Genomic DNA, 21195 nt, shown 5'->3' on the forward strand with positions numbered 1-21195 from the left:
AGTAGTGTGATTCCTACAGTTTCTTGTATCAGGCATTGGATTTGGTGACGAGTCCATCCGCCCGAAACATCCCGCGAATCCCGCGCACGGCCTGACGAATCCGGTCCTGGTTTTCTATCAGCGCGAAACGCACGTGATCGTCCCCGTACTCGCCAAAACCGACACCCGGCGAGACGCAAACCTTGGCCTCCGCCAGCAGCTTCTTGGCGAATTCCAGTGAACCCAGGTGTGCATAGGCGTCAGGAATCTTGGCCCAGACGTACATCGACGCTTTCGGGTTTTCCACCATCCAGCCCAGTTCATGCAGGCCTTTGACCAGCACGTTGCGCCGTTGCCGGTACTGCTCGGCGATGTCGCGCACGCATTGCTGATCGCCTTCCAGTGCTGCAATCGCCGCGACTTGCAGCGGGGTAAAGGTGCCGTAGTCGTGGTAACTCTTGATCCGCGCCAGGGCGTTGACCAGTTCCGGGTTGCCGACCATGAAGCCAATGCGCCAGCCGGCCATGTTGTAGCTCTTGGACAGGGTGAAGAACTCCACCGCAATGTCCTTGGCCCCGGGCACCTGCATGATCGACGGGGCTTTCCAGCCGTCGTAGACGATGTCGGCATAAGCCAGGTCATGCACCACCAGCACGTCGTACTGCTTGGCGAGGGCGATCACGCGCTCGAAGAAATCCAGCTCCACGCACTGCGCGGTGGGGTTGGACGGGAAGCCGAGGATCATCATTTTCGGTTTCGGGATCGAACCGCGAATGGCCCGTTCCAGTTCGGCGAAGAAATCCACACCCGGCACCAGCGGTACCGACCGCACTTGGGCGCCGGCAATCACGGCACCGTAGATGTGAATCGGGTAGCTCGGGTTCGGCACCAGCACCGTGTCGCCCTGGTCGAGGGTCGCCAGCATCAAGTGCGCCAGGCCTTCCTTGGAACCGATGGTGACAATGGCTTCGCTCTCCGGGTCGATATCGACCTCGTAGCGTTCCTTGTACCAGTTGGAAATCGCCCGGCGCAGGCGCGGAATGCCTTTGGACGTCGAATAACCGTGGGTGTCTTCGCGTTGAGCAACTTGTACGAGTTTTTCGACGATGTGCGGCGGCGTGGCGCCGTCGGGGTTGCCCATGCTCAAGTCGATGATGTCTTCGCCACGACGACGGGCGGCCATCTTCAGCTCGGCAGTGATGTTGAAAACGTAAGGGGGGAGTCGATCTATGCGCGCAAAGCGGCGCGGCGAACCTTGTTCGGCCATTGTTGCCTCGGATAACGTAAGCGCCCGGAACCGTCCGAGCGACGCTGGTCACTGCGGTGACCTGTGGCGGAATGTACGGTCAGCTGTGGCAGACTGTCCAGCCTCAATGTAAACAAATTTGTCCGAAGGAAAGGGTTCGATGGAATTTACCAGTGGCTTTTTGCTGAGCCTTTCGCTGTGCCTGGATATCGGCGTGGCCAACATTGCGATGATCACCCTGGCGATGCAGCGCGGCTATTTTCAAGGCTTTGCGCTGGGCTTGGGCACCTGCGTCGGCGACCTGGTCTACGCCGTGCTGGCGCTGGCGGGTATGACCGTTTTGCTGCAATACGAAACCGTGCGCTGGGTGCTGTGGATCGGCGGCTCGGCGCTGCTGGTGTATTTCGCGGCGAAGATGATTTATTCGGCGATCCACCACGAAGCATTGCTGGCCGAGACTGCCGAGGTTGGCCACAACTCCCATCGCAAGGAATTCTTCCGTGGGATTTTTCTCGCCATGTCCTCGCCCAGCGCGATTCTCTGGTTCGCCGCCGTGGGCGGCACGCTGATCGCTCGTTCCGGTGGCGGCGGCGCGCTGAGTTCGGCGCTGTTCCTCGGTGGTTTCCTCTGTGCCGGGCTGTTGTGGTCCGCAGGCCTGTGCTTCGCCGCGAGCCACGGCGGCAAATTGCTGGGCGATAAGCTACTGCGCTATTCCTACATGGCATCGGCGGCGATCTTCTGCTATTTCGCGGTCTACGTGATCCTATCGGGTTACAACGAGTTTGTCGGCGCCGGTGCCGTCGAGCAGTTGCACGCCCTATAAGTGGGCGAATCGGGTTTGGCTTCTATACTCCCAGCCGAACCCACTTTTAAGCTCCAGGAGTCGAGTCATGGATGAGCAAACACGCGTCGAAGTGTCCGAGCCACGCATTGAGCACGGGCACTTCCTGCTGATTGCAGGGCTTGGCGGAAAATTTACCCAGCAAACCGTAAAAGGCATTCCCGAACTCTGGGAAAAATTCATTCCCCACATCGGCAACGTCCCGGGGCAAAAAGACGAAGTGACCTACGGCGTCTGCTGCAATTTCGACGGCCAGGGCGGCTTCGATTACATCGCCGGGGTCGAGATCAGCAAGCTCGACGATTTGCCGGACACGTACCGCTGGGTAGAAGTTCAGCCCCAGCAATACGTGGTGTTTGAACACAAAGGGCCGCTGGAATCGCTGCCGCAGACTTTCCAGTACATCCATGGCACGTGGCTGCCGAAGTCCGGCCATCAAACGGTGGACGCCCCGGAATTCGAACGCTACAGCGAAGACTTCAACCCGAAGCTCAACACCGGCAAGCTGGAAATCTGGCTACCGATCAAGGCGTGACACCGGCGTCGAGAGGCGGATCAACCGATTCGTCTCTCGATGTCGTGCCAAGGCTGATTTATCATCCCCAGCCTTTCCCCCGCTGATTCCGAGCCGCCATGAACACCGTCATCCGCAATGTCACGCCTGCTGACCTGGATCGCTGCTACGCCATCGAAACCGTTGCCTACGAAGGTGACGAAGCCGCGACCCGCGACAAAATCGCCACCCGCATCGCCACTTGGCCCGAGGGTTTCATCGTTGCCGAAGTGGACAGCGTCGTAGCCGGTTTCATCAACTCCGGTGCGGCGTTTCAGGTGGAAATGTCAGACGAAGCGTTCAAGGAACTGATCGGCCACGACCCGGACGGGCCGCACGTGGTGATCATGTCGGTGGTGGTGCATCCGGACTATCAGGGGCAGGGCCTGGCGAAGCGTTTGATGGGCGAGTTCATCGAGCGCATGCGCACGATGGGCAAAGTCACTATCAACCTGATGTGCAAAGAACAGCACATTCCGCTCTACGCCGGGTTCGGTTTTGCCTACATCAAGCCGTCGGCATCCGACCATGGCGGCATGGCGTGGCATGAGATGGTGCTCACCCTGTAAAAGATACTCCCTGTAGAAGCTGCCGCAGCATGCGGCAGCTTCTACAGGGTTTGGACGTTGTGTCAGGATCAGAACCTCAACCCCATCCGCCGCTCATACCCAATCCGCCCCCTGTACGCCTCGCCGCTGTCGACAAAACCATACTTGGCATACAGACCAATCGCCGATTCGTTATCCGCATCCACCGACAACTCCAGCCCTTTGATCTCCGGCCACGCCAAGCGCGCAGCCTCGGGCAGCGCTTGCAGGCAAGCCTTGCCATAACCTTTGCCCTGAGAGCGTTGATCGACTTGCAGCGCATGCAGCGTCGCGCTGTGTTCATCGGCCCAGGCCGGTAATACGGGCGGGCGTTTGAGCAGCAGGAAGGCCACGGGGATGTCCTCGACCAACAGGGCAAATCCTTTGACCCCGGGGCCTGGCTTGGACAACAAGCTGTGCAGTGCACCGTGAATGTCGCCAGAGAACTTGATCTGGTCCGGGTGTACTTCGATGGCCTCGACCTGCTGGCGCTGCAGCGCATCCAGGCTTTCGTAAGGCACGAGTCGGGCTGTCACGGGAGTGTCCTTTTTCCATCATGAATAGAGCCACCGATTCTAGCGATTCTCGTCGTTTGGATTATTTTTATTTCACCTGTCGATTCGTCGGATCGCCAGACGACTAAGGGTGTCTTCCAATAAAAACCACGGAGAACCACCATGAACTCGCACACCCAGATCCAGAACCTGATCGAAAACTATCGCCAGGCCGTCATGACCAAGGACATTGAGAAAGTCATGGCGTTGTATGCCGATGACATCGTCTCCTTCGACGCGGTCAAGGCTTTGCAATTCAAAGGCAAGCCTGCCTACCGCGCGCATTGGCAGGAATGCATGCAGATGTGCCCCGGCCCGCACATTTTCGAATTCAACGAAATCACTATCGAACCGTCCCAGGAAATCGCTTTCGCGCATTGGCTGGCCCATTGCGGCGGCACCAACGAGAAGGGTGAAACCCAGGCCTGCTGGATGCGTGTCTCGCAGTGCTATCGGCAGGAAGCGGGGTTGTGGCAAATCGTCCATGAACACTGGTCGGCACCGTTCGACATGCAGACCGGCGCGACGCTGTTCGATCTCAAACCCTGAGATTTTTTAGCGAACGCAGCGCCAAAGTGCCGATTCGCGGCCATAGTTGATCCGTTCGAGAAGGAGAGCGTGATGAAGTACTTATGCCTGGTCTACAGCGATGAGCAGCTGCTGCATTCGCTGCCGGAGAGCCCGCACGATTCCGAGTGCATGGCGTATGCCGAGTCGATCCAGGGCAGTGGCCGCATGGTCGCCGCCGAGGCGCTGGAGTCGGTGCAGACGGCCACCACCGTGCGCATGCGCAACGGCAAAATGTCGATCACCGACGGTCCGTTCGCCGAGACCAAGGAGCAGTTGGCCGGGTTTTACCTGATTGATGCCAAGGACCTCAACGAAGCCATTCAGGTGGCCGGGAACATTCCGGCGGCGCGGGTCGGCAGTGTTGAAGTGCGCCCCGTGCGCCAGTTGAATCCTTGAGTGATGGTGCACGCAGAGGTCAAGGCGCAGGTCGAGCAGGTCTATCGCGAGGATTCGCGGCGAATCCTCGCGACCTTGATCCGCTTGCTCGGCGATTTTGACCTCGCCGAAGAAGCCTTGCACGAGGCGTTTTTCGTCGCGGTCGAGCGCTGGCAGCAGGACGGCGTGCCCGAGAACCCGCGCACCTGGCTGGTATCGACCGGGCGGTTCAAAGCCATCGACGTGTTGCGCCGACGCGCCCGTTTCGCCGCTTCGCGACCGTTGTTGATCGCGCAACTGGAGGCGCTGGAGCAAGCCGACTGGAGTGACGAAGACGTGGAAGACGATCGCTTGCGCCTGATCTTCACCTGTTGTCACCCGGCGTTGGCGGCGGACGCTCAAGTGCCGTTGACGTTGCGTGAAGTCTGCGACCTGACCACGGAAGAAATCGCCCGGGCCTTCCTCTCGGCACCCGCCACCATCGCCCAGCGCATCGTGCGTGCCAAGGCGAAAATCCGCGACGCAAACATCCCTTATCAAGTGCCGTCGCTGGCGGAATTACCCGAGCGCCTCGACAGCGTTTTGCGCGTGATTTACCTGGTGTTCAACGAGGGTTATTCGGCGTCCATCGGTGCGCAAGTGACCCGCGAGGATCTGACCCGCGAAGCGATTCGCCTCGGTCGATTATTGATGGAGTTGCTGCCGGAACCGGAAGTCATGGGCTTGCTGGCCATGATGCTGTTGCACGAGTCGCGACGCGTGGCTCGAACCTCCGCCAGCGGTGAATTGATTTTGCTGGATGAACAGGACCGCCGCTTATGGAATAGCGAGATGATCGCTGAAGGTTGCATGCTCGTGGAGCGGGCGCTGAGCAGCCGTCGCTTCGGGCCGTATTGCCTGCAAGCGGCGATTGCCGCGGTGCATGCTGAAGCGTCGTCGGTGGAGCAAACCGATTGGGAACAGATCGTCGGGCTGTATGACGTGCTGCTGCGGGCAGTGCCATCGCCGGTGATTGAGTTGAACCGCGCGGCGGCGATCTCCAAGCGGGATGGCCCGTTGGCGGGGTTGATCTTGGTCGAGGCGATTTTGCAGCGTGGTGACCTGCTGGATTATCACTTGGCGCATTCGGCGCGGGCGGAGTTTTGTCGGCAGCTGGGGCGGGTGGAGCAGGCTCGGGCTGCATATCAGCGGGCGTTGGAGTTGACGCAGCAAACGCCGGAACGGCGGTTTATTGAGGGGCGGCTCAAGGCTTTGGAGTAGTGTGATTTTTGCTGGCCCCCACAGTGGTCGGTGGTGAACCCAATGTTTGTGACCTACAAATTTCCTGTGGGAGCGGGCTTGCCCGCGATGAGGCCAATAGCTTCACCACTCATTCCAACATCTTCGCCAACAACCAGCTTCCCGCCGGCCCCGGCGGATTCTGCCGCGACCACAGCGCATCCACCGACACCGTTTTCGGCCAGCCGCGCACTTGCAGTTCCTGCAACGTGCCCGGACCAAAGCGCGCCACGAGCCAGCGCGGCAAGGGCGCCCAGCCAAAACCACCCTGGGCCATTTCCAGCAGCATCAAATAACTCGGTGCCGACCAGACGCGCCCCTTCGCGCGGCTCTCATACGGATTGACGATGGTCGCCAGGCGCAATTCGCGGTGCTGTTGCAGCACGTCCTGATCGATGTGATCGAGCGATGCCAACGGATGTACCGGCGACACGAACAAGGCGATTTCCGTGCGTTCGTCCACTGTCGAGTTGACCAGGTCCGGTGGATAGCTGTCCTGCATTTCGGCAAAGGCAATCTGCGCCCGACCGCTTTGCACCAGGTTCACCAGATCGTCGCATTCGGCGATCAGGCATTCGAGTTCCAGGTCCGGGTAACGCTGCTCAAAGGCGCTGAGCGACGCTTCGAAACGGTCGGATTGATAGGTGTCGGAAAGCGCCACGGTGAGCTTCGCCTCCACACCTTGCGACAGTTGGCTGGCGGTCATTTCCAGGCGGCTGGTGGCCGCCAGAATTTCTTCGGCCCGTTGCAGCACCACGCGTCCGGCCGGAGTCAGGCCGGGTTTGCGGCTGCTGCGGTCGAACAGCGTCAGGTTCAGGTCAATTTCCAGGCTGGCTACCGCCGCGCTGATGGTCGACTGGCTGCGGCCCAATTTGCGCGCCGCCGCGGAAAACGAACCCTGGGTGGCGGCTTCGACAAACGCCAGCAGCACTTCATGAGAGGCCATAAACTATCGCTCTGATCGATGGTTATTGGTTATGAAGTATCGGCCTGGTGACGGATCATGGCAACCACAGTCACTCAGGAAGTCAGGCCATGAGCGCCAACAAATCCATCACTGAACGTATTTACCAGGCCATCGGTTTCGAATTGCTGGCCATTCTGATCTGTACGCCGTTGCTGGCCTGGATCATGGACAAGCCGATGCTGGAAATGGGCGTCGTCACCGTGGTGATTGCCGTATTGGCGCTGGCCTGGAACGTGGTCTTCAACGGCCTCTTCGACCGTGTGCTCAAACGGTTCGCCATTGCGCACAACGCCTGGGTCCGAGTGGTGCACGCGCTGTTGTTCGAAGGTGGACTGGTCGCCCTCGGCGTGCCGTTGATTGCGTGGTGGTTGAACGTCAGCCTGTGGCAGGCATTCCTGCTGGATATCGGGGTGCTGCTGTTTTTCCTGCCGTACACCTACATTTATCACTGGGTGTATGACGTGGTGCGCGAGCGAGTGGTGATGCGTCAGACCTGCGCGCAGTAATACAAAAACATCCCGCGTTCATGGATGGGTTGGGGCGGGATTCGCTTGGCCAATACCCTGTAGGAGCTGGCAGGCTCGCTCCTACAGGTGGGGCTTGGTGCATCAGAATATTTGGGTAAACACCCAATACAAACTGCCCGACAACAAAATCGCCGCCGGCAAGGTCAGCACCCAGGCCATCAGCAGATTGCGGATAGTCTTCATCTGCAAGCCGCCACCATTGGCGACCATGGTCCCGGCCACGCCTGATGACAGCACATGCGTGGTCGACACCGGCAACCCGAACATGTCGGCGGCGCCGATGGTCAGCATGGCCACGGTTTCCGCCGAAGCACCTTGTGCGTAAGTCAGGTGAGTCTTGCCGATCTTCTCGCCGACCGTCACCACAATGCGCTTCCAGCCGACCATGGTGCCCAGCCCCAACGCAATCGCCACCGCGATCTTCACCCACAGCGGAATGAACCGCGTGGAGTTGTCGATTTGCTGCTTGAACAGTTGCAGCTTGCTGCTGGTGTCGGCGTCGAAATTGCCGACCTTGTTCTTGTCCATCAGGCGAATGGTTTCGCTGGTCAGGTACATGTCGTTACGCACGTTGCCCACGGCTTCGGCCGGGACTTTCGACAGCGATCCATAACCTTTTACCTCGGCACCGATGCTGCCGGTCAGCGCGGCCAGTGCTGGCACCAGTTGCGGCGTCGCTTCCTTGCTGCGCACGTATTCGGACAGGATCGGACGTGGATCGGCCGGGGCCGGTTGCGGTGCGGCTTTGACCAGCGCTTGCTGGGTGACTTCGGCCACGGCGGCGAACTGCAACGCCTGATCGGCCGGCATCGTACGGTTCAGCGCGTAGGCCATCGGCAGGGTGCCGACCAGAATCAACATGATCAGGCCCATGCCTTTCTGCCCGTCGTTGGAACCGTGGGCAAACGACACGCCGGTGCAGGTCAGGATCAACAGACCGCGAATCCACCACGGCGGCGGCGTGTTGCCTTTCGGTTCTTTGTACAGCGCACGGTTCTTCACGAACGCACGCAGGGCCAGCAGCAGCAGCGCGGCGCAACCGAAACCCACCAGCGGCGAAAGCAGCAGCGCATAACCAATCTTGGTGGCCTGCGCCCAGTCCACGCCGCTGGTGCCGTCGCGGCCGTGCATCAATGCGTTGGCCACGCCAACACCAATGATCGAACCGATCAAGGTGTGCGACGAAGACGCCGGCAACCCCAGCCACCAAGTGCCGAGGTTCCACAGGATCGCGGCGATCAGCAGGGCGAAAATCATCGCGAAACCGGCGGATGAACCGACTTGCAGAATCAGCTCCACCGGCAGCAGCGCGATAATACCGAACGCCACCGCGCCACTGGACAGCAGCACCCCGAGGAAGTTGAAGAACCCGGACCAGACCACCGCGAAATTCGGCGGCAGCGAGTGGGTGTAAATCACCGTGGCCACGGCGTTGGCGGTGTCGTGGAAACCGTTGACGAACTCAAAGCCCAGGGCGATCAACAACGCCACACCCAGCAGCAGAAACGGCGTCCAGGTGGTCACCACCGTGCCGAGTTCGTTCATGTCGTGCATCAGGCTGTAGGCGGTGAACAACAAACCGGTGGCCAGCACGGCAAAGAACACCACAAGGGTGATCAGGCCGGGTTTTTTATCGAATTGCGGTTTGGCGCTACTGGCGGGCGCCGGGGCGGCGGTGAAAGAGGGGGTAGCCATACCGGACATTCCTGAGGAGGGAAGGAGTGTCGGTCATGATCGTTGCCAAATGTTACAGAGAGACTGCCCTGGATCAGGGTTTAGGTTTTTTGCAAACCGTTGATCCGAATAACCCCCGGATCCCGTAGCAGCCGAACGCAGGCTGCGCCAGCTGCTACAGGTGGGTAGCAGTGCTCAGTAATCCTGCCGCTTGCGAAACGCCCAACGCCCGGCAATCACGGTAAAGGTCGCGACCAGCGCCACCAGAATCCAGAACCCTTCCGGGTCCTGGGAAAGCGGCACCCCACCGACGTTCATGCCGAAGAAACCGGCGATGATGTTGATCGGCAACGCCAGCACCGTTACCACGGTCAGGGTGAACAGCGTGCGGTTGCTCTGTTCATTGAGGTTGGCGGCGATTTCTTCCTGCAACAGTTTTATCCGTTCACCGAGCGCCGTCAGGTCGTTGATGATCAGCGCAAATTCCTCGGTGGATTTGCGCAGCTCCTTGACGTCTTCCTTCTGCAGCCACGGTGGCGGGCGGTTGAGCAGCCGCAGCAACGACCCCGGCTCCAGCGCCAGCAAGCGTTGCAGGCGCACCAGCACTCGACGGTTGGTCCCCAGCTCGGCGCGGTTGGTCGACAGGCGCGAAGAGAGCAGTTCATCTTCGATCTGATCCACGCTGAGGCTGGTCTTACGCACAATCTGCGTCAGCACTTCGCCCTGATCGCGCAGCAAATGCACCAACAGTTCCAGCGGCGAACGGAAGCACTCGCCGGCCTTCACCGAGGAACGCAACTTGTCCACCGAGTGCAGCGGTTGCAGACGCGCGCTGATGATCAGCCGACTGCGGGCGCACACCCACAGCGTCGAGACATCCGACGAAACCATGCTGCTGAGGTTGAACACCACGTCGTTGACGACCGCCAGCAACGCCGAATCGACATGCTCGATACGCGTCGACCGCGAGCCTTCATGCAGGGCTTCGAAGAACTCGTCGGGTAATTCCAGATGGCTTTTCATCCAGCGCTCGCACGCGGCGTGGGCGAGGTTCAGGTGCAGCCAGAGAAATTGCTCGTCATCTTCCGGTTGCTGCAAACAGCGCAATGCCCGGGCCGAATCGATTTCCTGACCGCGCTCACCGGGGCGAAAGCTGAAACCGTAAAGCAGGCCGAACAGATCCGGATCGCGATGGCTTTGATCGATGCTGTGGTTCATGAGAGCTCGCAAAGAGGGGCGCCTGTCGCGGGTTTTACAGGTTCACGTGAGCCGCATCATTGCAAGCCAGCATGACGTTTTTGTGACAGTTGCAGCGCGCAATCGATGGCTGTGCCAGTGGTCGGATTTAACTCAAGAACCGCTCTGGCACGCCGATCACGCTTGGGTTAAGTTGCGCGCCTTCGGCCGCGATGCTGTTGATCGCTTTGGCCTGTTTTCACTTTCTCTCCAGCGGTGTTCAGCGCTACGCCAACCTGATCGAAGGGCCGCTGCACACTTCGCAATTGATCGATGAGGCCAACCTGCAATTCAAGGTGCAGGTGCAGCAGTGGAAAAGCGTCCTATTGCGCGGCAAACAACCGGCTGACCTGAACAAGTACTGGTCGCAACTCGAAGACCGTCAGCGCGATGTGTAGAACATTCTCGGTGAGCTGGCGGGACAAGCGGCAAGCACCAACCTGCATGGCTTGTCGGGCGAGTTGAACGAGGTGACGGCGCGGCTAAGCGCCTGACGAAAACGGCTGTGTACCGGTTTGCTTACCGAGTCGATACACAGTCGATCTCAAATCCGTGGCGGCGATGTCGATGAGGGCGTTACCCCTCATCAACATTGGATAACGTCCCATGGTCAGCCTCACCAATATCTCGATCCCACAGCCACTTTCGACCACGACCGTCAGCACCGTCACCAGCAACGAGAGCACTGAAACCACTACGGCCACGGCCGCTGCGGCACCTGCCGACAGTGCCAAAGTCGCTGCCGGTGGCGCGCCGGCGTCAGGCGACAGTAGTTCAAGCAGCAGTGAAGAATCCGACTCGGTGAAAGAGCTGCGCAAGCAGATCGCCGAACTGCAAAAACAAATGCAGGAGCAACTTCAACAACTGCAAGCGGCTCAGGCCAAGCAAGAAGGCAATGACGCCAAAGCGGCTGCTGTCGCCGCCGCACAATCGCAAATCGCGGCCACGTCGGCCTCCTTGCAGACGGCTACAGCGGCGTTGTTGCAAGCATTGCAGGAATCCGGCTCCGGCACTTCGGGGACACTGGTCAGTACCTCGGCCTGATTAAACCTCCAGACGCAAAAAAGCCGCACGATCGTCAAATCGTGCGGCTTTTTTGCTGTGTGCTTAGTCGTCCTTTTTGTTCTTCAGGACTTCGCCGGTCGCGGCGTTCACATCCACGTCCCATTCAACGCCTTGAGCGTCTTTGAGTTCGACTTCGTATTCGTAGAGGGTGGTGTGGTTGTCCAGGTCGCTGTCGGTAATGGTGGCGCCCGGGTGCAGCTTCATCACGATCTGGTTCAGCTCTTCCAGCGGCTTGATCTTGCCGTCCTTGACCAACTGAGGAATCTGGTCGACGGGCACGTCTTTAGCCTGGGCCAAACCCGCGGTGAGGGTCAGGGCAGCAGCGGTGAACAGGGCAGTCAGCGTCTTCATGAGTTCTTTCCTTGGGTGAGCTGTTTAAGTGAGATCAGGTTAGCTTGTGTAACTTAATCCACCCTTAAATTGGCCATCATGGCGACCTCTTCCACGTAGCAGCTGACGAAACCTGCTGCTACAAAGAGCGTTCTCAGTAGCTGTTGTTCTTTAACACCTGGTCAACACTCGCCGCCGCCGGGCGTTTATAGAACTTCAACAACTCGCTGGCACGGTTGGTAAAGATGCCGTCGACGCCGGCATCCATGACCTTCTGATAATCCACGGCATCGTCGATGGTGTAGACGTGCACCAGCAAGCCCTGATCGTGGGTGTACTGGTTCATCCACGGTTGCACCAGGTCCGAGTAACTCTGATCGCCACCCTTGGTCAGCGCAGCGGAAGGGCCGGTGCCGATCGCGCCCTGAGCCTTGGCGTAGTCGACCCAACGCTGGAATTCGGCTTTGTCCTTCGGCTGCTGCTTGGCGTAGTAAGCGGCTTTATCCTTCTCGCCGGATTCGGCAAAGGTCACTTTGGATTTCGGCTCAATGCTGCCTTCGCCGACCCACAACAGCAGGATCTTCGGCACCTGCGGCATTTCCTTTTCCAGCAGTTCGAGACTGCTTTTTTCGAAGGTTTGCAAGATCACCTTGCCTTTTCCCTGACCAACCGCCAGCTCGCTTTTCGCCAGTTTCGAACCCACGGGGCTCAGCCAGCCACGGCCCTGAAGTTTGTCCTTGAGATCGCGTTCGATGCCGGGAAACTGCTTAGGCTCCTTGGTTTCGATGTACAGGCCGGGCTTGTGTAGCGGGTTGCCTTGGGCGATATCGATGATTTCATCGAGGGTCAGAATGTTCAGGCCCGCGTAGGAGGGGCGCGCGCGATCCGGGTAAGCGGTGTTGAACCAGCTGCCGGCATCCAGGGTTTTCAGCTCCGCCATGGTGAACGCGTTGGCCGGACTGTCCTTGCGCTCGGGGAACTTGCTGGCGACGTCGGTGGTGCGTTGCAGATTGTTGTCGTGCAGGGCGAACAGCACGCCATCCTTGCTGCGTTGCAGGTCCAGCTCCAGATAATCGGCACCCAGGTCTCGGGCCAGTTTGTATGCGGCGGTGGTCGATTCCGGCGCATCGAAAGAGGCGCCACGGTGGGCGATCACTGCCGGGTGCGCAATGCCCTGGCGCGCGGCCAATGCCGTGGGGCTTGGCTCGCTGGCGGCGTTTACCTGGCCGAGGCCGAGCAGCAGACTCAGCAGCAGGGTGCTTTTGGTGAAGGTTGCAGACATGGTCGAAATCCTTTCGCGATGATTTTCAAAGACGTCCCTTTTAACAACTGAGCGTTACCAGCGCTATCGCGAGACCGACATAAACCTGCGTAAAGCTGATGTTCGTCAGCGCTTTTGTGCGTTTGTTTGCAGTACGCTTGCCCTCGGTAATCCCCGCAAGAGGGAACGCCATTCGCTCGCCCGGCGTGTAAACCAACGATCACCACTGTGAGGTTTACCATGCGCATCACGTCCCAGCTCATCTGCCAGGCCGCCGACCAACTCAAAGGCTTCGTCGGCCTCAACCGCAAGACCGGTCACTACATCGTGCGCTTCAGCGAAGACGCCTTCGGCATGGACGTGGCTGACGATGGCATCATCCCCACCCGCGAGTTCGTCTGGGCGCCCGGCCCTGAACAGGCCATGACCCTCAAGCGTGAGCTGATTCAGTTGTTGCTGGACCAGAATATCGACGACCGGATCAACATCACCGAACCGCTGCAGGTGTATATGACTCGACGGGAAGTGCCGGAGATTTCGGCGGTGCGGAGTTTGGTGCGGGGGTGATGGTTTTGTGTTGACGGATCTGGCTTCATCGCGAGCAGGCTCGCACACATTTGTGAACGACACTGATCCACTGTAGGCGCGAGCCTGCTCGCGATGACGGCCTGAAGAACACCACATCATTTACCGACTAAACCCATAATCCCGCTGTTCCACGCAAGCTTTGACCAGCGCCCGCACCAGCGGCGGCAGGGTGCCATTGAGCGCCGCGCGTTCCGGTTGGAACAGCGTGGCCACAAAGAACGGATGACCGCTGAGTTCAACCGCACGCAAGCCTTGCTCTGCATCATGACCGACGGCGTGAAGTGCATGCTTCACCAGCGCTTGTTCGAAGTCGGGATTCACGCCGTAGCGACAGCGATAGCCTTCACGAATCTCGGACATTTCATACGCTTTGGCGATCAACGAGCCTTCAAGCAAATGAATGTTGTCGATCGCCTCCACCAGTGAACACGTCAGCGGCGTGAGCAATGCCCGGGTTGCATCCGGTGAAGTTTCGCCGTGTTCGGCATCCGACCAGTCGAGCACGTTGCGCGCATATTCCAGCACCGCGTGTTGAAAACCGCCGCAGGTCCCGAGGAAAGGTCGCTGTTGCTCGCGGGCAAAGCGAATCGCCCGCAGCGCACCGTCCATGCTGCGATAAGGGCTGGCGGGCACACACCAGAAACCGTCGAACTCATCCAGAGACGTTTCAGTTTCGATGCTATCGGTGGCAAGCCATTGCCCCTTTACATCGAGGTCGCAATGCTCGGCAGCCAGGCGCAGGGCAACGGGGATCGCTTGGTGGGCGGTGACCAGCGGGTCGTAATCACCGATCAGGGCGATGCGAATGACGCGATTTTCCATGAGTGATCTCTACGCTTGTTGAATTCTTGTCATCGCTGAATCTACCGTGAAACCGTTCAGGTCTTTGGCTCATCCTTGCGCACAAAGTGCTGATGCATTTCCGTGGTCAGGTTTTCGATGCGTTCGGTGAGAGCCTTGGTCATTTCCGTGAGGTGGGTGTTTTGCTCGAGCAACGCCAGCAGTTGCGCGGAGTTTTGCGCCGCTTGCGCCTGACGTTCGCTGTTGGCTACGGCCAAAGCTTCGCGATGCTGCGCATCGGCATCGGACTGGGCCTTGTCGCGAGCGGCTTGTCGGGTCTGGGCCAATAAAATCAACGGCGCGGCATACGCCGATTGCAGGCTGAAAGCCAGGTTGAGCAGGATGAACGGGTACGCATCGAAGTGGGTGAAACCGGACAGGTTGAGGCAAACCCAGGCCACCACGATCAGCGTTTGTGCGCCGAGAAACGTAGGTGTGCCGAAGAATCGCGCAAACGCTTCGGCGCGCAGGGCAAACTTGTCATTGCCAAATGTCGGCGCCAGATGGGCATGATGGCGATGGAAGCGCAGGTGATCGACAGGGGCGGCGGTTTCGTTGCTCGTGGTGCTCATGATGCTCTCTGCAAGGCGCTGGGACTGGGGATCACTATAGCCTCAGCGCAAGTTTCATTCTGAAACACATTGCGTCGTTCAAATCAGAGTCATCGGTCGTTGGTCGCCGCCGTCGACCTTGTCATTTATTGCAACTGATAACTGGCCAAAAACATGTTCAGCGCCGACTCCACCACAGTGTTCTGCAATTCGGCCGTCAAGCCTGGCTGCCCCATGGAAATCTGCGGCCAAAAGGCGAAGGATTTAAGCAAGCCCTGAATCTGTTGCGCGGCAAATTCAGGGGCGACCGCTTTCAAACGACCATCGGCCTGGGCGGCGCGAATCCACGCTGTCAGGCCTTCTTCACGCTCACCCATGCGGGCCACCATACTCTGCGCACGTTCGGGAGAGTGGATGGCGGCGGCGATAGCCACCCGCGCCAGGTCTAGAAAATTGTCATCGCCCATCATGTCCAGCTTGGCTGACAGAATTCGCTTCATCTGTTCACGCAGCGGCAGGTCAGGGCTGTAGGGTGTCTCCTGTTCTGCCGTCACCCTGATCCATAACTGATTGAGAATCTCGGCGAACAACTCTTCCTTGCTGGGAAAATGGTTGTACACCGTGCGCTTCGACACGCCGGCGGTGGCGGCAATCTTGTCCATGCTGGTGATCTCGAAACCGTTGGCACGGAACTCGGCAATCGCCGCCTGAATGATGGCTTCGCGTTTACGGTCGGTGAGGCGCTGTGGAGCTGTCATAAATACGCTTCGGCAGGAAAAAAGGAAATTACACTCAGCAGTTTACTTGTGATCGGCTTTGATGCAACCTTGAAACTACACTGTGCAGTGTAATGTTTTGTTAATCCTGCCCAGTCAAAAATAGAGTGTTCGGCTGATGCGTGCGTGCCTTGGCCATTTATCGTCCCAAGCGGAAAATCGTAAGCGTGCGGTTTTTCTGGAGTCATTCAGATATGGCCAATTCAGTTTCCCCGGCGAATAACGCGTCCACGCCTGAAGCCTCGCTGCAGGCACAAGGGCAGTTCCAAAACCACACGCCGATACAGCGTTTAAGCGTTGGTAAAACCCTGCGCATCTTGTGGAACGCGATGTTCCACAAACCGCGCGACACCCGCCCGACAGCGCCCGTCCCGGTACAGCCGCTGACCCAAGCGGCGTTGATGGCTGCGCCGAATCACAGCGTTTATCGCCTCGGCCATTCCACGTTGTTGCTCAAATTGCGGGACAAATTCTGGATCACCGACCCGGTTTTCGCCGAACGCGCCTCACCGGTGCAATGGGCCGGCCCGAAACGATTCCACCAACCGCCAATCAGCATCGACGAGTTGCCGCCGATTGAAGCGGTCATCCTTTCCCACAACCATTACGACCACCTCGATTACGAGGCCGTGCTCAAACTGGCCGACAAGACCAATGTTTTCCTGGCCCCGCTGGGTGTCGGCGACACCCTGATCAAATGGGGCATCGACGCTAGCAAAGTCCGCCAACTGGACTGGTGGCAAGGCACTGAAGTCGACGGCATCCAGTTCGTCGCCACCCCGTCGCAACACTTCTCCGGTCGCGGCCTGTTCGACGGCAACAGCACCCTGTGGGCCTCGTGGGTGATGATCGACGGCGATACTCGCATCTTCTTCAGCGGTGACAGCGGCTACTTCGATGGCTTCAAACGTATCGGCGAACTATACGGCCCGTTCGACCTGACCCTGATGGAAACCGGTGCTTACAACGTCGACTGGCCGCACGTGCACATGCAACCCGAACAAACTCTGCAAGCCCACATCGACCTCAAGGGTCGCTGGCTGCTACCCATCCACAACGGCACCTTCGACCTGTCGACCCACGCCTGGTACGAACCCTTCGACCGCATCCTGGCGTTGGCCTGGGAACGCAGCGTTTCGATTACCACGCCGCAAATGGGCGAAGCGTTCAACCTGATGCACCCGCAGCGTGGGGAGGCGTGGTGGTTGGCGGTGGAAGGGGAGAGTGAGCGAGCGACTGTGCAGAGCGCGTGACGCACTTTAACCGGGCCGCTTACTGTTAAGCGGCCCGAGCAAAGCGCTCACTCCACCATCGCAAAATCCGCCCGCCCAACCGGGTTCGGCGTAGACCCTCTCAAGTTCATCCCTCTACCCGGCGCAAACCCGGGGAAAAACACCAACCCTTCCGATTCAAACCGATACGCCAGCGCCAACCGAGTGACATCCAGCACATCCTCCTGCGCCTCGAACCGCTCAATTGCTTCAACAGAAACCGAAGCCTCTCGCGACAACTCTTCCACGCTCCAACCCAGCATCGCTCGGGCCTGGGCGCAGTGGGCCGGGGTGAATTGGAAAATGGCGATACGTTCCAGGGTGATTTTCATCGCTTGAGAGGCCATGGTGTTCTCCGGCTCGAGAGTGTTGATTCAAAATATACTGTGTTTTTGTACAGTTGTTTTGAGCCGGGATCAAATGCAATTTTTGATTTGTGTTTTTGGCCAGACGAACGGCATCGAGCTTATTTACCCGCCAGCCCCGGCGCTTCCCGCACGATAAAGTGATCCAGATTCTCGATGTTGACGCTGAACACCCCGAACGTCTGCTCGGGGTTTTTCTTGCTTGGCACCTGCTTCAACTCCGGCGTCACGCCATAAAAGAAGCAGTACAGATCCCGCCCACTCTCGATGGCGTGCTTGATCTCCTCCAGGAACGCCTTGCGCTTGCGGTAGCTGTCGATCAGCTTTTTGCTGAGGTAAACATTGACCGAATACGGCTTCTTCTCGAACCAGACCTTCTTCTCGAAATCGATGCGAAAGCTCTGGGTGTAATCCTTGATCTCTTTGATCTTGCCCCAGTAAATCAGCCCCTTGTTGTCCTGCAGGTACTCGATCTTTTTGAAGAAGGATCCATAAGGCGCAGTGTGCTCGCCAATCTTCAGCGGCATGCGCTTGAGCAGGTCCTTGTCGTCGAAGTTCGACACGAAGCATTCAACGGGGTGGGCGAAGACGCTGGTTTTGTCGGGTGCAGAATCGCGGCTTGGCGGCTCGACGCTGCTGGTCACCGATGGCGTTAATGGCTCATCCCGCTGAGTGTCTGCACCCACCGCCGGGCTGGACGGCTTACGCACATATTCACGCCGAGTCAGCAACAATTCCGACGGGAAATGCTCCTCACGACTGTCATCCGTTTCCGCACCTTCCGCCTCCACACCCGATGCCGGCGTCTTCAGGCTGACATAAGGACAACCCTCGACATGCCGCGTACTCGGCAGATTCTTGAAGTGCGGCGTGCGCACGTAGTTGACGTTCTTGGCGTTGAACGTGCCCAACTCATTCACTGCGTCGAACGCCAAACGACAGGCATCGTTGGGGCACTGGAAATGCTCTTTCGCGGAATCGAACGCCATGGTTTCGTCGAAATTGAGATCGCGCACGTCATAGATCGACAGCTTGTCGTCGAGGCTTAGGCAGTAGGCGAAGTCGAATTTCATGGCGGGGCTCGGGTCCGTGAGGGGGAAGGTATTAATAGCGGGAGGCGCCGTGCGTTGCACCTACTGTTTTCAATACACCTGAATCCTTTAAACCAAACACCAAACCTGTAGGCGCGAGCAATCAGAACTCACCAGGTATCACGATAATCAAATGAAATTTGGTAGTCATAGGCGTTCAAGGCGATAGCGTGTTGAAAATGAGGTTGAATGACATCGACCCAATCTTCACCAACATTAAAGCCACCATTATTAATAGTGTTGTCCACGGGCCGGCCGAGGGCTTCAAGTATTGACGCGTCATCTCCTAAATCCGAAGAGTATTCCTCACCTTGAAAAACCTCGGTTTGTTTGTCATACCAATCCAGCGTTAGCTTGAGTCCCATCGTCGTCTCACAAGTATTTTTTGGGGATGTTTCGTTCAGTTTTGGGGGCGTCCCGTCGTTCACCTGTTATGTGATCAAATTCCCCCAAGTGGCCTCCGTCACTGGCGCGGTACACCTCTAGTTCGCCATGCATCGAGTCCCATTCGTAGATCTTTTTGCCCTTTGCATCCATCCAGCGTTTCCGAAGGCCACCGCCTCCCACAATAGGGTTCTTTTTCTTTCCTTTTATCAATCCAGGAAACGCAACGATCTCTTCAGTTTTTGGAGCAGGATGATAACGGTGACCTGATGTTGGTAATCCTTTACGAATTGTGCTGAGCACAATGTAAACCGGCCTAACCCCCGACCCCACCGGAAACACAAGAATGAAATCCTTGTACTCAGGCGGATAAACCGGATTCACGATGATGCTGTCAGCCTGTTTCGTCGGCGGGTAAACCCAGATGTGCGGCGCTTGCGGGGCGGCTTCCAGTTTGGGGATGCCGAGAATGTCGGAGCCGTCTTCAGCCGGGGTCCAAATCAGCTCGATGCCTTCTCCCAGGTCTGCGACGTATTGGCTGTCGCGCAAACCGATCTGCACGACATCGACCAATTCCCGATCGCGGTTCTTGCCAGTGTAGAAACCGTAACCCTTGAGGGTGCCGTCGGTTTGTTGGTCAACGCTGAGGCGAACGCGGGTGCGGGCATGATTGAGGGCGCGGCTTGGAGAATTCGCCTTGTAATTTAAAGTTGAGTTTCAATTATCACTACAGGTCAAAAACAGAGTCAGGTTGTGTGGGAGTGATATTGCGCAAATTCTCTCGATTTCGTTGATTTGTTTTTTTGTCAGTTTGTAGTCGTACACGTAATCTTCTTCAGTTTTCCAGTCCATTAATGCAGCTAGCTCACCGCTGAGAATTGGGAGTGTTTTTTCATATGACGCGAAATCATCCCCATCGCGTACGCCCATTACTGTGTGCTTCAAGGTTCTATTCTCCGTATCGGATCTGCTGGTTTGGTCTGAGCCCCTGAGTTATGGTCAAACTCACCCAAGTGTTTCCCTCGCTTGTTGTATTTCTCCAATGCACCATGCTGAAAATCCCATTCATATATCGTACCGGAGCCATCCTTCCAGCGAGGGCGTAAACCGCCACCCTTCATACGTGTTTTGGGTGGTGCCCATTTTGCACTTGGGAATGCGGGTAGTACGCTCGGTTTTGAGTGGTATTTATGAGCAACACTCACCACAATATAAACCGGCTTCACCAACGACCCTGCCGGAAACACAAGAATGAAATCCTTGTACTCAGGCGGATAAATCGGATTGACGATGATGCCGTCAGCCTGTTTCGTCGGTGGGTAAACCCAGATGTGTGGCGCTTGCGGGGCGGCTTCCAGTTTGGGGATGCCGAGAATGTCGGAGCCGTCTTCAGCCGGGGTCCAAATCAGTTCGATGCCTTCTCCCAGGTCAGCGACGTATTGGCTGTCGCGCAAACCGATCTGCACGACATCGACCATTTCCCAATCGCGGTTCTTGCCGGTGTAGAAGCCGTAACCCTTGAGGCTGCCGTCTGCCTGTTGTTCGATTTGCAGGCGCACGCGAGTGCGAGCCTGATTGAGGGCGCGGAGTTGGTCTTCGCTGTAGAGGGCGCTGTCGCCGAGACTGGGTGTCCAGAACACGGCGACCACGGCGGCTAAAGCGGTCGAGCCGGCCGCGCTGATTGCGCCCAAGACTGGGGCCGCGACAGTCGGTGCGCGAAGTGCAAGTCGGCCGATGCCAAGGGAAAGGGTAGAGCCGCTGACCGTCTGCAGATTCAGCAGGCCGGCATCGTCCACCTCCCGAGCGCCGAGCCAGGCGATCTCGCCATAGTCCTGAAGGCTGTCGGTGGGCACCATCCCCGAGGGATTGGAATAATTGATGACCGCATCCGGCAACTTGCAGGATTTGGCGAATACGCATCCGACTTGAACCTGTTTCTGTTCGACCTCGGCAACCTGGCGCTTGCGCATGTAGTCGTCTTGCCTGGCGAGCATGGCCTCGTAGGCATTTTGCCGAGCTTCGCGCTCGGCCAGTTCGCTGGGCGTCATGAAGCGGTAGGTGACGTGATGGCCGTCACCGGAAGGTGGGTTTCTAACCTTGGGAATGTCTTTGTTGCCAGCCACTGACTGTCCTTGTGTGTTCGTCCATCGGCGACCCTGGTAAACGGGCTGCGCGACGTTAGCGAACGGGACAGCGTGTGGCAGTAGGATGGTTCTTGAATGACGTTAGGAATTGTCTTTGTTTTTCAGGATTGTGGAGAGGAAGTTTTTTCCGTCACCACGGATT

24 protein-coding genes and 2 pseudogenes are annotated in these 21195 nt (G+C 58.1%); 11 read left to right on the forward strand and 15 right to left on the reverse strand.

The window, feature by feature from the left end; genetic code table 11:
* Positions 1–28: 28 nt before the first annotated feature.
* The gene (alaC, locus tag ACNYC6_RS20080; RefSeq protein WP_419708840.1) at positions 29–1246 is read right to left on the reverse strand and encodes an alanine transaminase; all 1218 of its coding nucleotides are present in this window, start codon (positions 1244–1246) and stop codon (positions 29–31) included.
* Between the two features lie 139 nt (positions 1247–1385).
* Here alaC and ACNYC6_RS20085 point away from each other — a divergent pair, with 139 nt between their 5' ends.
* The 3 genes from ACNYC6_RS20085 (at position 1386) to ACNYC6_RS20095 (ending at position 3188) form a co-directional block, all read left to right on the forward strand.
* Positions 1386–2048: a LysE family translocator gene (locus ACNYC6_RS20085; protein ID WP_419708841.1), complete on the forward strand. Its 663-nt coding sequence runs from the start codon at positions 1386–1388 to the stop codon at positions 2046–2048.
* A gap of 67 nt (positions 2049–2115) precedes the next feature.
* On the forward strand, positions 2116–2601 hold the full coding sequence (locus tag ACNYC6_RS20090; RefSeq protein WP_419708842.1) for a GyrI-like domain-containing protein: 486 nt from the start codon (positions 2116–2118) through the stop codon (positions 2599–2601).
* A 98-nt stretch (positions 2602–2699) separates the two neighbouring features.
* Complete coding sequence (locus tag ACNYC6_RS20095; protein ID WP_419708843.1) at positions 2700–3188, forward strand: GNAT family N-acetyltransferase; 489 nt, start codon at positions 2700–2702, stop codon at positions 3186–3188.
* Between the two features lie 68 nt (positions 3189–3256).
* Here the strand turns inward: ACNYC6_RS20095 and ACNYC6_RS20100 are convergent, their stop codons facing one another.
* Complete coding sequence (locus ACNYC6_RS20100) at positions 3257–3742, reverse strand: GNAT family N-acetyltransferase (protein ID WP_419708844.1); 486 nt, start codon at positions 3740–3742, stop codon at positions 3257–3259.
* 141 nt (positions 3743–3883) lie between these two features.
* On the opposite strand from ACNYC6_RS20100, the gene ACNYC6_RS20105 reads away from it, so the two are divergent.
* From ACNYC6_RS20105 to ACNYC6_RS20115, 3 genes are all read left to right on the forward strand, one after another.
* The gene (locus tag ACNYC6_RS20105; protein WP_419708845.1) at positions 3884–4309 is read left to right on the forward strand and encodes a YybH family protein; all 426 of its coding nucleotides are present in this window, start codon (positions 3884–3886) and stop codon (positions 4307–4309) included.
* A gap of 72 nt (positions 4310–4381) precedes the next feature.
* Positions 4382–4726: a YciI family protein gene (locus ACNYC6_RS20110; RefSeq protein WP_075945375.1), complete on the forward strand. Its 345-nt coding sequence runs from the start codon at positions 4382–4384 to the stop codon at positions 4724–4726.
* A gap of 3 nt (positions 4727–4729) precedes the next feature.
* Entirely contained in the window at positions 4730–5965 is a 1236-nt protein-coding gene (locus tag ACNYC6_RS20115) for an RNA polymerase sigma factor (RefSeq protein WP_419712990.1), read from the forward strand.
* 109 nt (positions 5966–6074) lie between these two features.
* Here ACNYC6_RS20115 and ACNYC6_RS20120 read toward each other — a convergent pair whose 3' ends face one another.
* Positions 6075–6929 (reverse strand): LysR family transcriptional regulator, encoded by an 855-nt coding sequence (locus ACNYC6_RS20120; RefSeq protein ID WP_419708846.1) that lies wholly within the window; start codon positions 6927–6929, stop codon positions 6075–6077.
* An 89-nt stretch (positions 6930–7018) separates the two neighbouring features.
* Between ACNYC6_RS20120 and ACNYC6_RS20125 the strand changes: the two genes are divergently transcribed.
* Positions 7019–7456 carry a multidrug/biocide efflux PACE transporter gene (locus ACNYC6_RS20125; RefSeq protein ID WP_419708847.1) on the forward strand — a complete coding sequence of 146 codons (438 nt, stop codon included), beginning with the start codon at positions 7019–7021 and terminating at the stop codon, positions 7454–7456.
* Positions 7457–7558: 102 nt separating this feature from the next.
* On the opposite strand, the gene ACNYC6_RS20130 is transcribed toward ACNYC6_RS20125, so the two are convergent.
* A complete protein-coding gene (locus tag ACNYC6_RS20130) occupies positions 7559–9172 on the reverse strand; it encodes an inorganic phosphate transporter (protein WP_419708848.1) in 1614 nt (537 codons plus the stop codon).
* Between the two features lie 174 nt (positions 9173–9346).
* Positions 9347–10369 carry a transporter gene (locus ACNYC6_RS20135; protein WP_419708849.1) on the reverse strand — a complete coding sequence of 341 codons (1023 nt, stop codon included), beginning with the start codon at positions 10367–10369 and terminating at the stop codon, positions 9347–9349.
* Positions 10370–10560: 191 nt separating this feature from the next.
* Between ACNYC6_RS20135 and ACNYC6_RS20140 the strand changes: the two are divergent.
* Positions 10561–10782 (forward strand): annotated as a pseudogene (locus tag ACNYC6_RS20140) (methyl-accepting chemotaxis protein); the annotation flags it as partial.
* A gap of 211 nt (positions 10783–10993) precedes the next feature.
* Positions 10994–11431: a hypothetical protein gene (locus ACNYC6_RS20145; RefSeq protein ID WP_419708850.1), complete on the forward strand. Its 438-nt coding sequence runs from the start codon at positions 10994–10996 to the stop codon at positions 11429–11431.
* A 63-nt stretch (positions 11432–11494) separates the two neighbouring features.
* On the opposite strand, the gene ACNYC6_RS20150 is transcribed toward ACNYC6_RS20145, so the two are convergent.
* The gene (locus ACNYC6_RS20150) at positions 11495–11803 is read right to left on the reverse strand and encodes a PepSY domain-containing protein (RefSeq protein ID WP_419708851.1); all 309 of its coding nucleotides are present in this window, start codon (positions 11801–11803) and stop codon (positions 11495–11497) included.
* A gap of 133 nt (positions 11804–11936) precedes the next feature.
* Positions 11937–13064, reverse strand: a complete 1128-nt coding sequence (locus tag ACNYC6_RS20155; RefSeq protein WP_419708852.1) for a glycerophosphodiester phosphodiesterase — start codon at positions 13062–13064, stop codon at positions 11937–11939.
* 219 nt (positions 13065–13283) lie between these two features.
* Between ACNYC6_RS20155 and ACNYC6_RS20160 the strand changes: the two genes are divergently transcribed.
* Positions 13284–13610, forward strand: a complete 327-nt coding sequence (locus ACNYC6_RS20160) for a DUF2025 family protein (protein WP_419708853.1) — start codon at positions 13284–13286, stop codon at positions 13608–13610.
* Between the two features lie 120 nt (positions 13611–13730).
* Here the strand turns inward: ACNYC6_RS20160 and ACNYC6_RS20165 are convergent, their stop codons facing one another.
* The 3 genes from ACNYC6_RS20165 to ACNYC6_RS20175 form a co-directional block, all read right to left on the reverse strand.
* Complete coding sequence (locus ACNYC6_RS20165) at positions 13731–14453, reverse strand: CTP synthase (protein ID WP_419708854.1); 723 nt, start codon at positions 14451–14453, stop codon at positions 13731–13733.
* A gap of 56 nt (positions 14454–14509) precedes the next feature.
* The gene (locus ACNYC6_RS20170) at positions 14510–15043 is read right to left on the reverse strand and encodes a DUF1003 domain-containing protein (protein WP_419708855.1); all 534 of its coding nucleotides are present in this window, start codon (positions 15041–15043) and stop codon (positions 14510–14512) included.
* A 125-nt stretch (positions 15044–15168) separates the two neighbouring features.
* The gene (locus ACNYC6_RS20175; protein WP_419708856.1) at positions 15169–15780 is read right to left on the reverse strand and encodes a TetR/AcrR family transcriptional regulator; all 612 of its coding nucleotides are present in this window, start codon (positions 15778–15780) and stop codon (positions 15169–15171) included.
* 212 nt (positions 15781–15992) lie between these two features.
* On the opposite strand from ACNYC6_RS20175, the gene ACNYC6_RS20180 reads away from it, so the two are divergent.
* On the forward strand, positions 15993–17051 hold the full coding sequence (locus tag ACNYC6_RS20180) for an MBL fold metallo-hydrolase (protein WP_419708857.1): 1059 nt from the start codon (positions 15993–15995) through the stop codon (positions 17049–17051).
* 47 nt (positions 17052–17098) lie between these two features.
* Here ACNYC6_RS20180 and ACNYC6_RS20185 read toward each other — a convergent pair whose 3' ends face one another.
* The 5 genes and pseudogenes from ACNYC6_RS20185 to ACNYC6_RS20205 all read right to left on the reverse strand — a co-directional run bounded on the left by ACNYC6_RS20185 (position 17099) and on the right by ACNYC6_RS20205 (position 21032).
* Positions 17099–17416 (reverse strand): XRE family transcriptional regulator, encoded by a 318-nt coding sequence (locus tag ACNYC6_RS20185; RefSeq protein ID WP_419708858.1) that lies wholly within the window; start codon positions 17414–17416, stop codon positions 17099–17101.
* Between the two features lie 119 nt (positions 17417–17535).
* Entirely contained in the window at positions 17536–18507 is a 972-nt protein-coding gene (locus ACNYC6_RS20190) for a hypothetical protein (protein WP_419708859.1), read from the reverse strand.
* Positions 18508–18635: 128 nt separating this feature from the next.
* Complete coding sequence (locus ACNYC6_RS20195; RefSeq protein ID WP_419708860.1) at positions 18636–18890, reverse strand: colicin E3-like toxin immunity protein; 255 nt, start codon at positions 18888–18890, stop codon at positions 18636–18638.
* Positions 18891–18897: 7 nt separating this feature from the next.
* Positions 18898–19590, reverse strand: a pseudogene (locus tag ACNYC6_RS20200) (colicin E3/pyocin S6 family cytotoxin); the annotation flags it as partial.
* Between the two features lie 260 nt (positions 19591–19850).
* Positions 19851–21032 (reverse strand): colicin E3/pyocin S6 family cytotoxin, encoded by a 1182-nt coding sequence (locus tag ACNYC6_RS20205; RefSeq protein WP_419708861.1) that lies wholly within the window; start codon positions 21030–21032, stop codon positions 19851–19853.
* Positions 21033–21195: the final 163 nt, after the last annotated feature.

The organism is Pseudomonas sp. NFX224, assembly GCF_048565165.1.
Classification (GTDB): Bacteria; Pseudomonadota; Gammaproteobacteria; order Pseudomonadales; family Pseudomonadaceae; genus Aquipseudomonas.

Bases quoted from the DNA above. Each gene is read 5' to 3' on its own strand.
- alaC (WP_419708840.1), bottom strand. From the start codon at position 1,246: ATGGCCGAACAAGGTTCGCCGCGCCGCTTTGCGCGCATAGATCGACTC.
- ACNYC6_RS20085 (WP_419708841.1), top strand. From the start codon at position 1,386: ATGGAATTTACCAGTGGCTTTTTGCTGAGCCTTTCGCTGTGCCTGGAT.
- ACNYC6_RS20090 (WP_419708842.1), top strand. From the start codon at position 2,116: ATGGATGAGCAAACACGCGTCGAAGTGTCCGAGCCACGCATTGAGCAC.
- ACNYC6_RS20095 (WP_419708843.1), top strand. From the start codon at position 2,700: ATGAACACCGTCATCCGCAATGTCACGCCTGCTGACCTGGATCGCTGC.
- ACNYC6_RS20105 (WP_419708845.1), top strand. From the start codon at position 3,884: ATGAACTCGCACACCCAGATCCAGAACCTGATCGAAAACTATCGCCAG.
- ACNYC6_RS20110 (WP_075945375.1), top strand. From the start codon at position 4,382: ATGAAGTACTTATGCCTGGTCTACAGCGATGAGCAGCTGCTGCATTCG.
- ACNYC6_RS20115 (WP_419712990.1), top strand. From the start codon at position 4,730: ATGGTGCACGCAGAGGTCAAGGCGCAGGTCGAGCAGGTCTATCGCGAG.
- ACNYC6_RS20120 (WP_419708846.1), bottom strand. From the start codon at position 6,929: ATGGCCTCTCATGAAGTGCTGCTGGCGTTTGTCGAAGCCGCCACCCAG.
- ACNYC6_RS20125 (WP_419708847.1), top strand. From the start codon at position 7,019: ATGAGCGCCAACAAATCCATCACTGAACGTATTTACCAGGCCATCGGT.
- ACNYC6_RS20130 (WP_419708848.1), bottom strand. From the start codon at position 9,172: ATGGCTACCCCCTCTTTCACCGCCGCCCCGGCGCCCGCCAGTAGCGCC.
- ACNYC6_RS20135 (WP_419708849.1), bottom strand. From the start codon at position 10,369: ATGAACCACAGCATCGATCAAAGCCATCGCGATCCGGATCTGTTCGGC.
- ACNYC6_RS20145 (WP_419708850.1), top strand. From the start codon at position 10,994: ATGGTCAGCCTCACCAATATCTCGATCCCACAGCCACTTTCGACCACG.
- ACNYC6_RS20150 (WP_419708851.1), bottom strand. From the start codon at position 11,803: ATGAAGACGCTGACTGCCCTGTTCACCGCTGCTGCCCTGACCCTCACC.
- ACNYC6_RS20155 (WP_419708852.1), bottom strand. From the start codon at position 13,064: ATGTCTGCAACCTTCACCAAAAGCACCCTGCTGCTGAGTCTGCTGCTC.
- ACNYC6_RS20160 (WP_419708853.1), top strand. From the start codon at position 13,284: ATGCGCATCACGTCCCAGCTCATCTGCCAGGCCGCCGACCAACTCAAA.
- ACNYC6_RS20165 (WP_419708854.1), bottom strand. From the start codon at position 14,453: ATGGAAAATCGCGTCATTCGCATCGCCCTGATCGGTGATTACGACCCG.
- ACNYC6_RS20170 (WP_419708855.1), bottom strand. From the start codon at position 15,043: ATGAGCACCACGAGCAACGAAACCGCCGCCCCTGTCGATCACCTGCGC.
- ACNYC6_RS20175 (WP_419708856.1), bottom strand. From the start codon at position 15,780: ATGACAGCTCCACAGCGCCTCACCGACCGTAAACGCGAAGCCATCATT.
- ACNYC6_RS20180 (WP_419708857.1), top strand. From the start codon at position 15,993: ATGGCCAATTCAGTTTCCCCGGCGAATAACGCGTCCACGCCTGAAGCC.
- ACNYC6_RS20185 (WP_419708858.1), bottom strand. From the start codon at position 17,416: ATGGCCTCTCAAGCGATGAAAATCACCCTGGAACGTATCGCCATTTTC.
- ACNYC6_RS20190 (WP_419708859.1), bottom strand. From the start codon at position 18,507: ATGAAATTCGACTTCGCCTACTGCCTAAGCCTCGACGACAAGCTGTCG.
- ACNYC6_RS20195 (WP_419708860.1), bottom strand. From the start codon at position 18,890: ATGGGACTCAAGCTAACGCTGGATTGGTATGACAAACAAACCGAGGTT.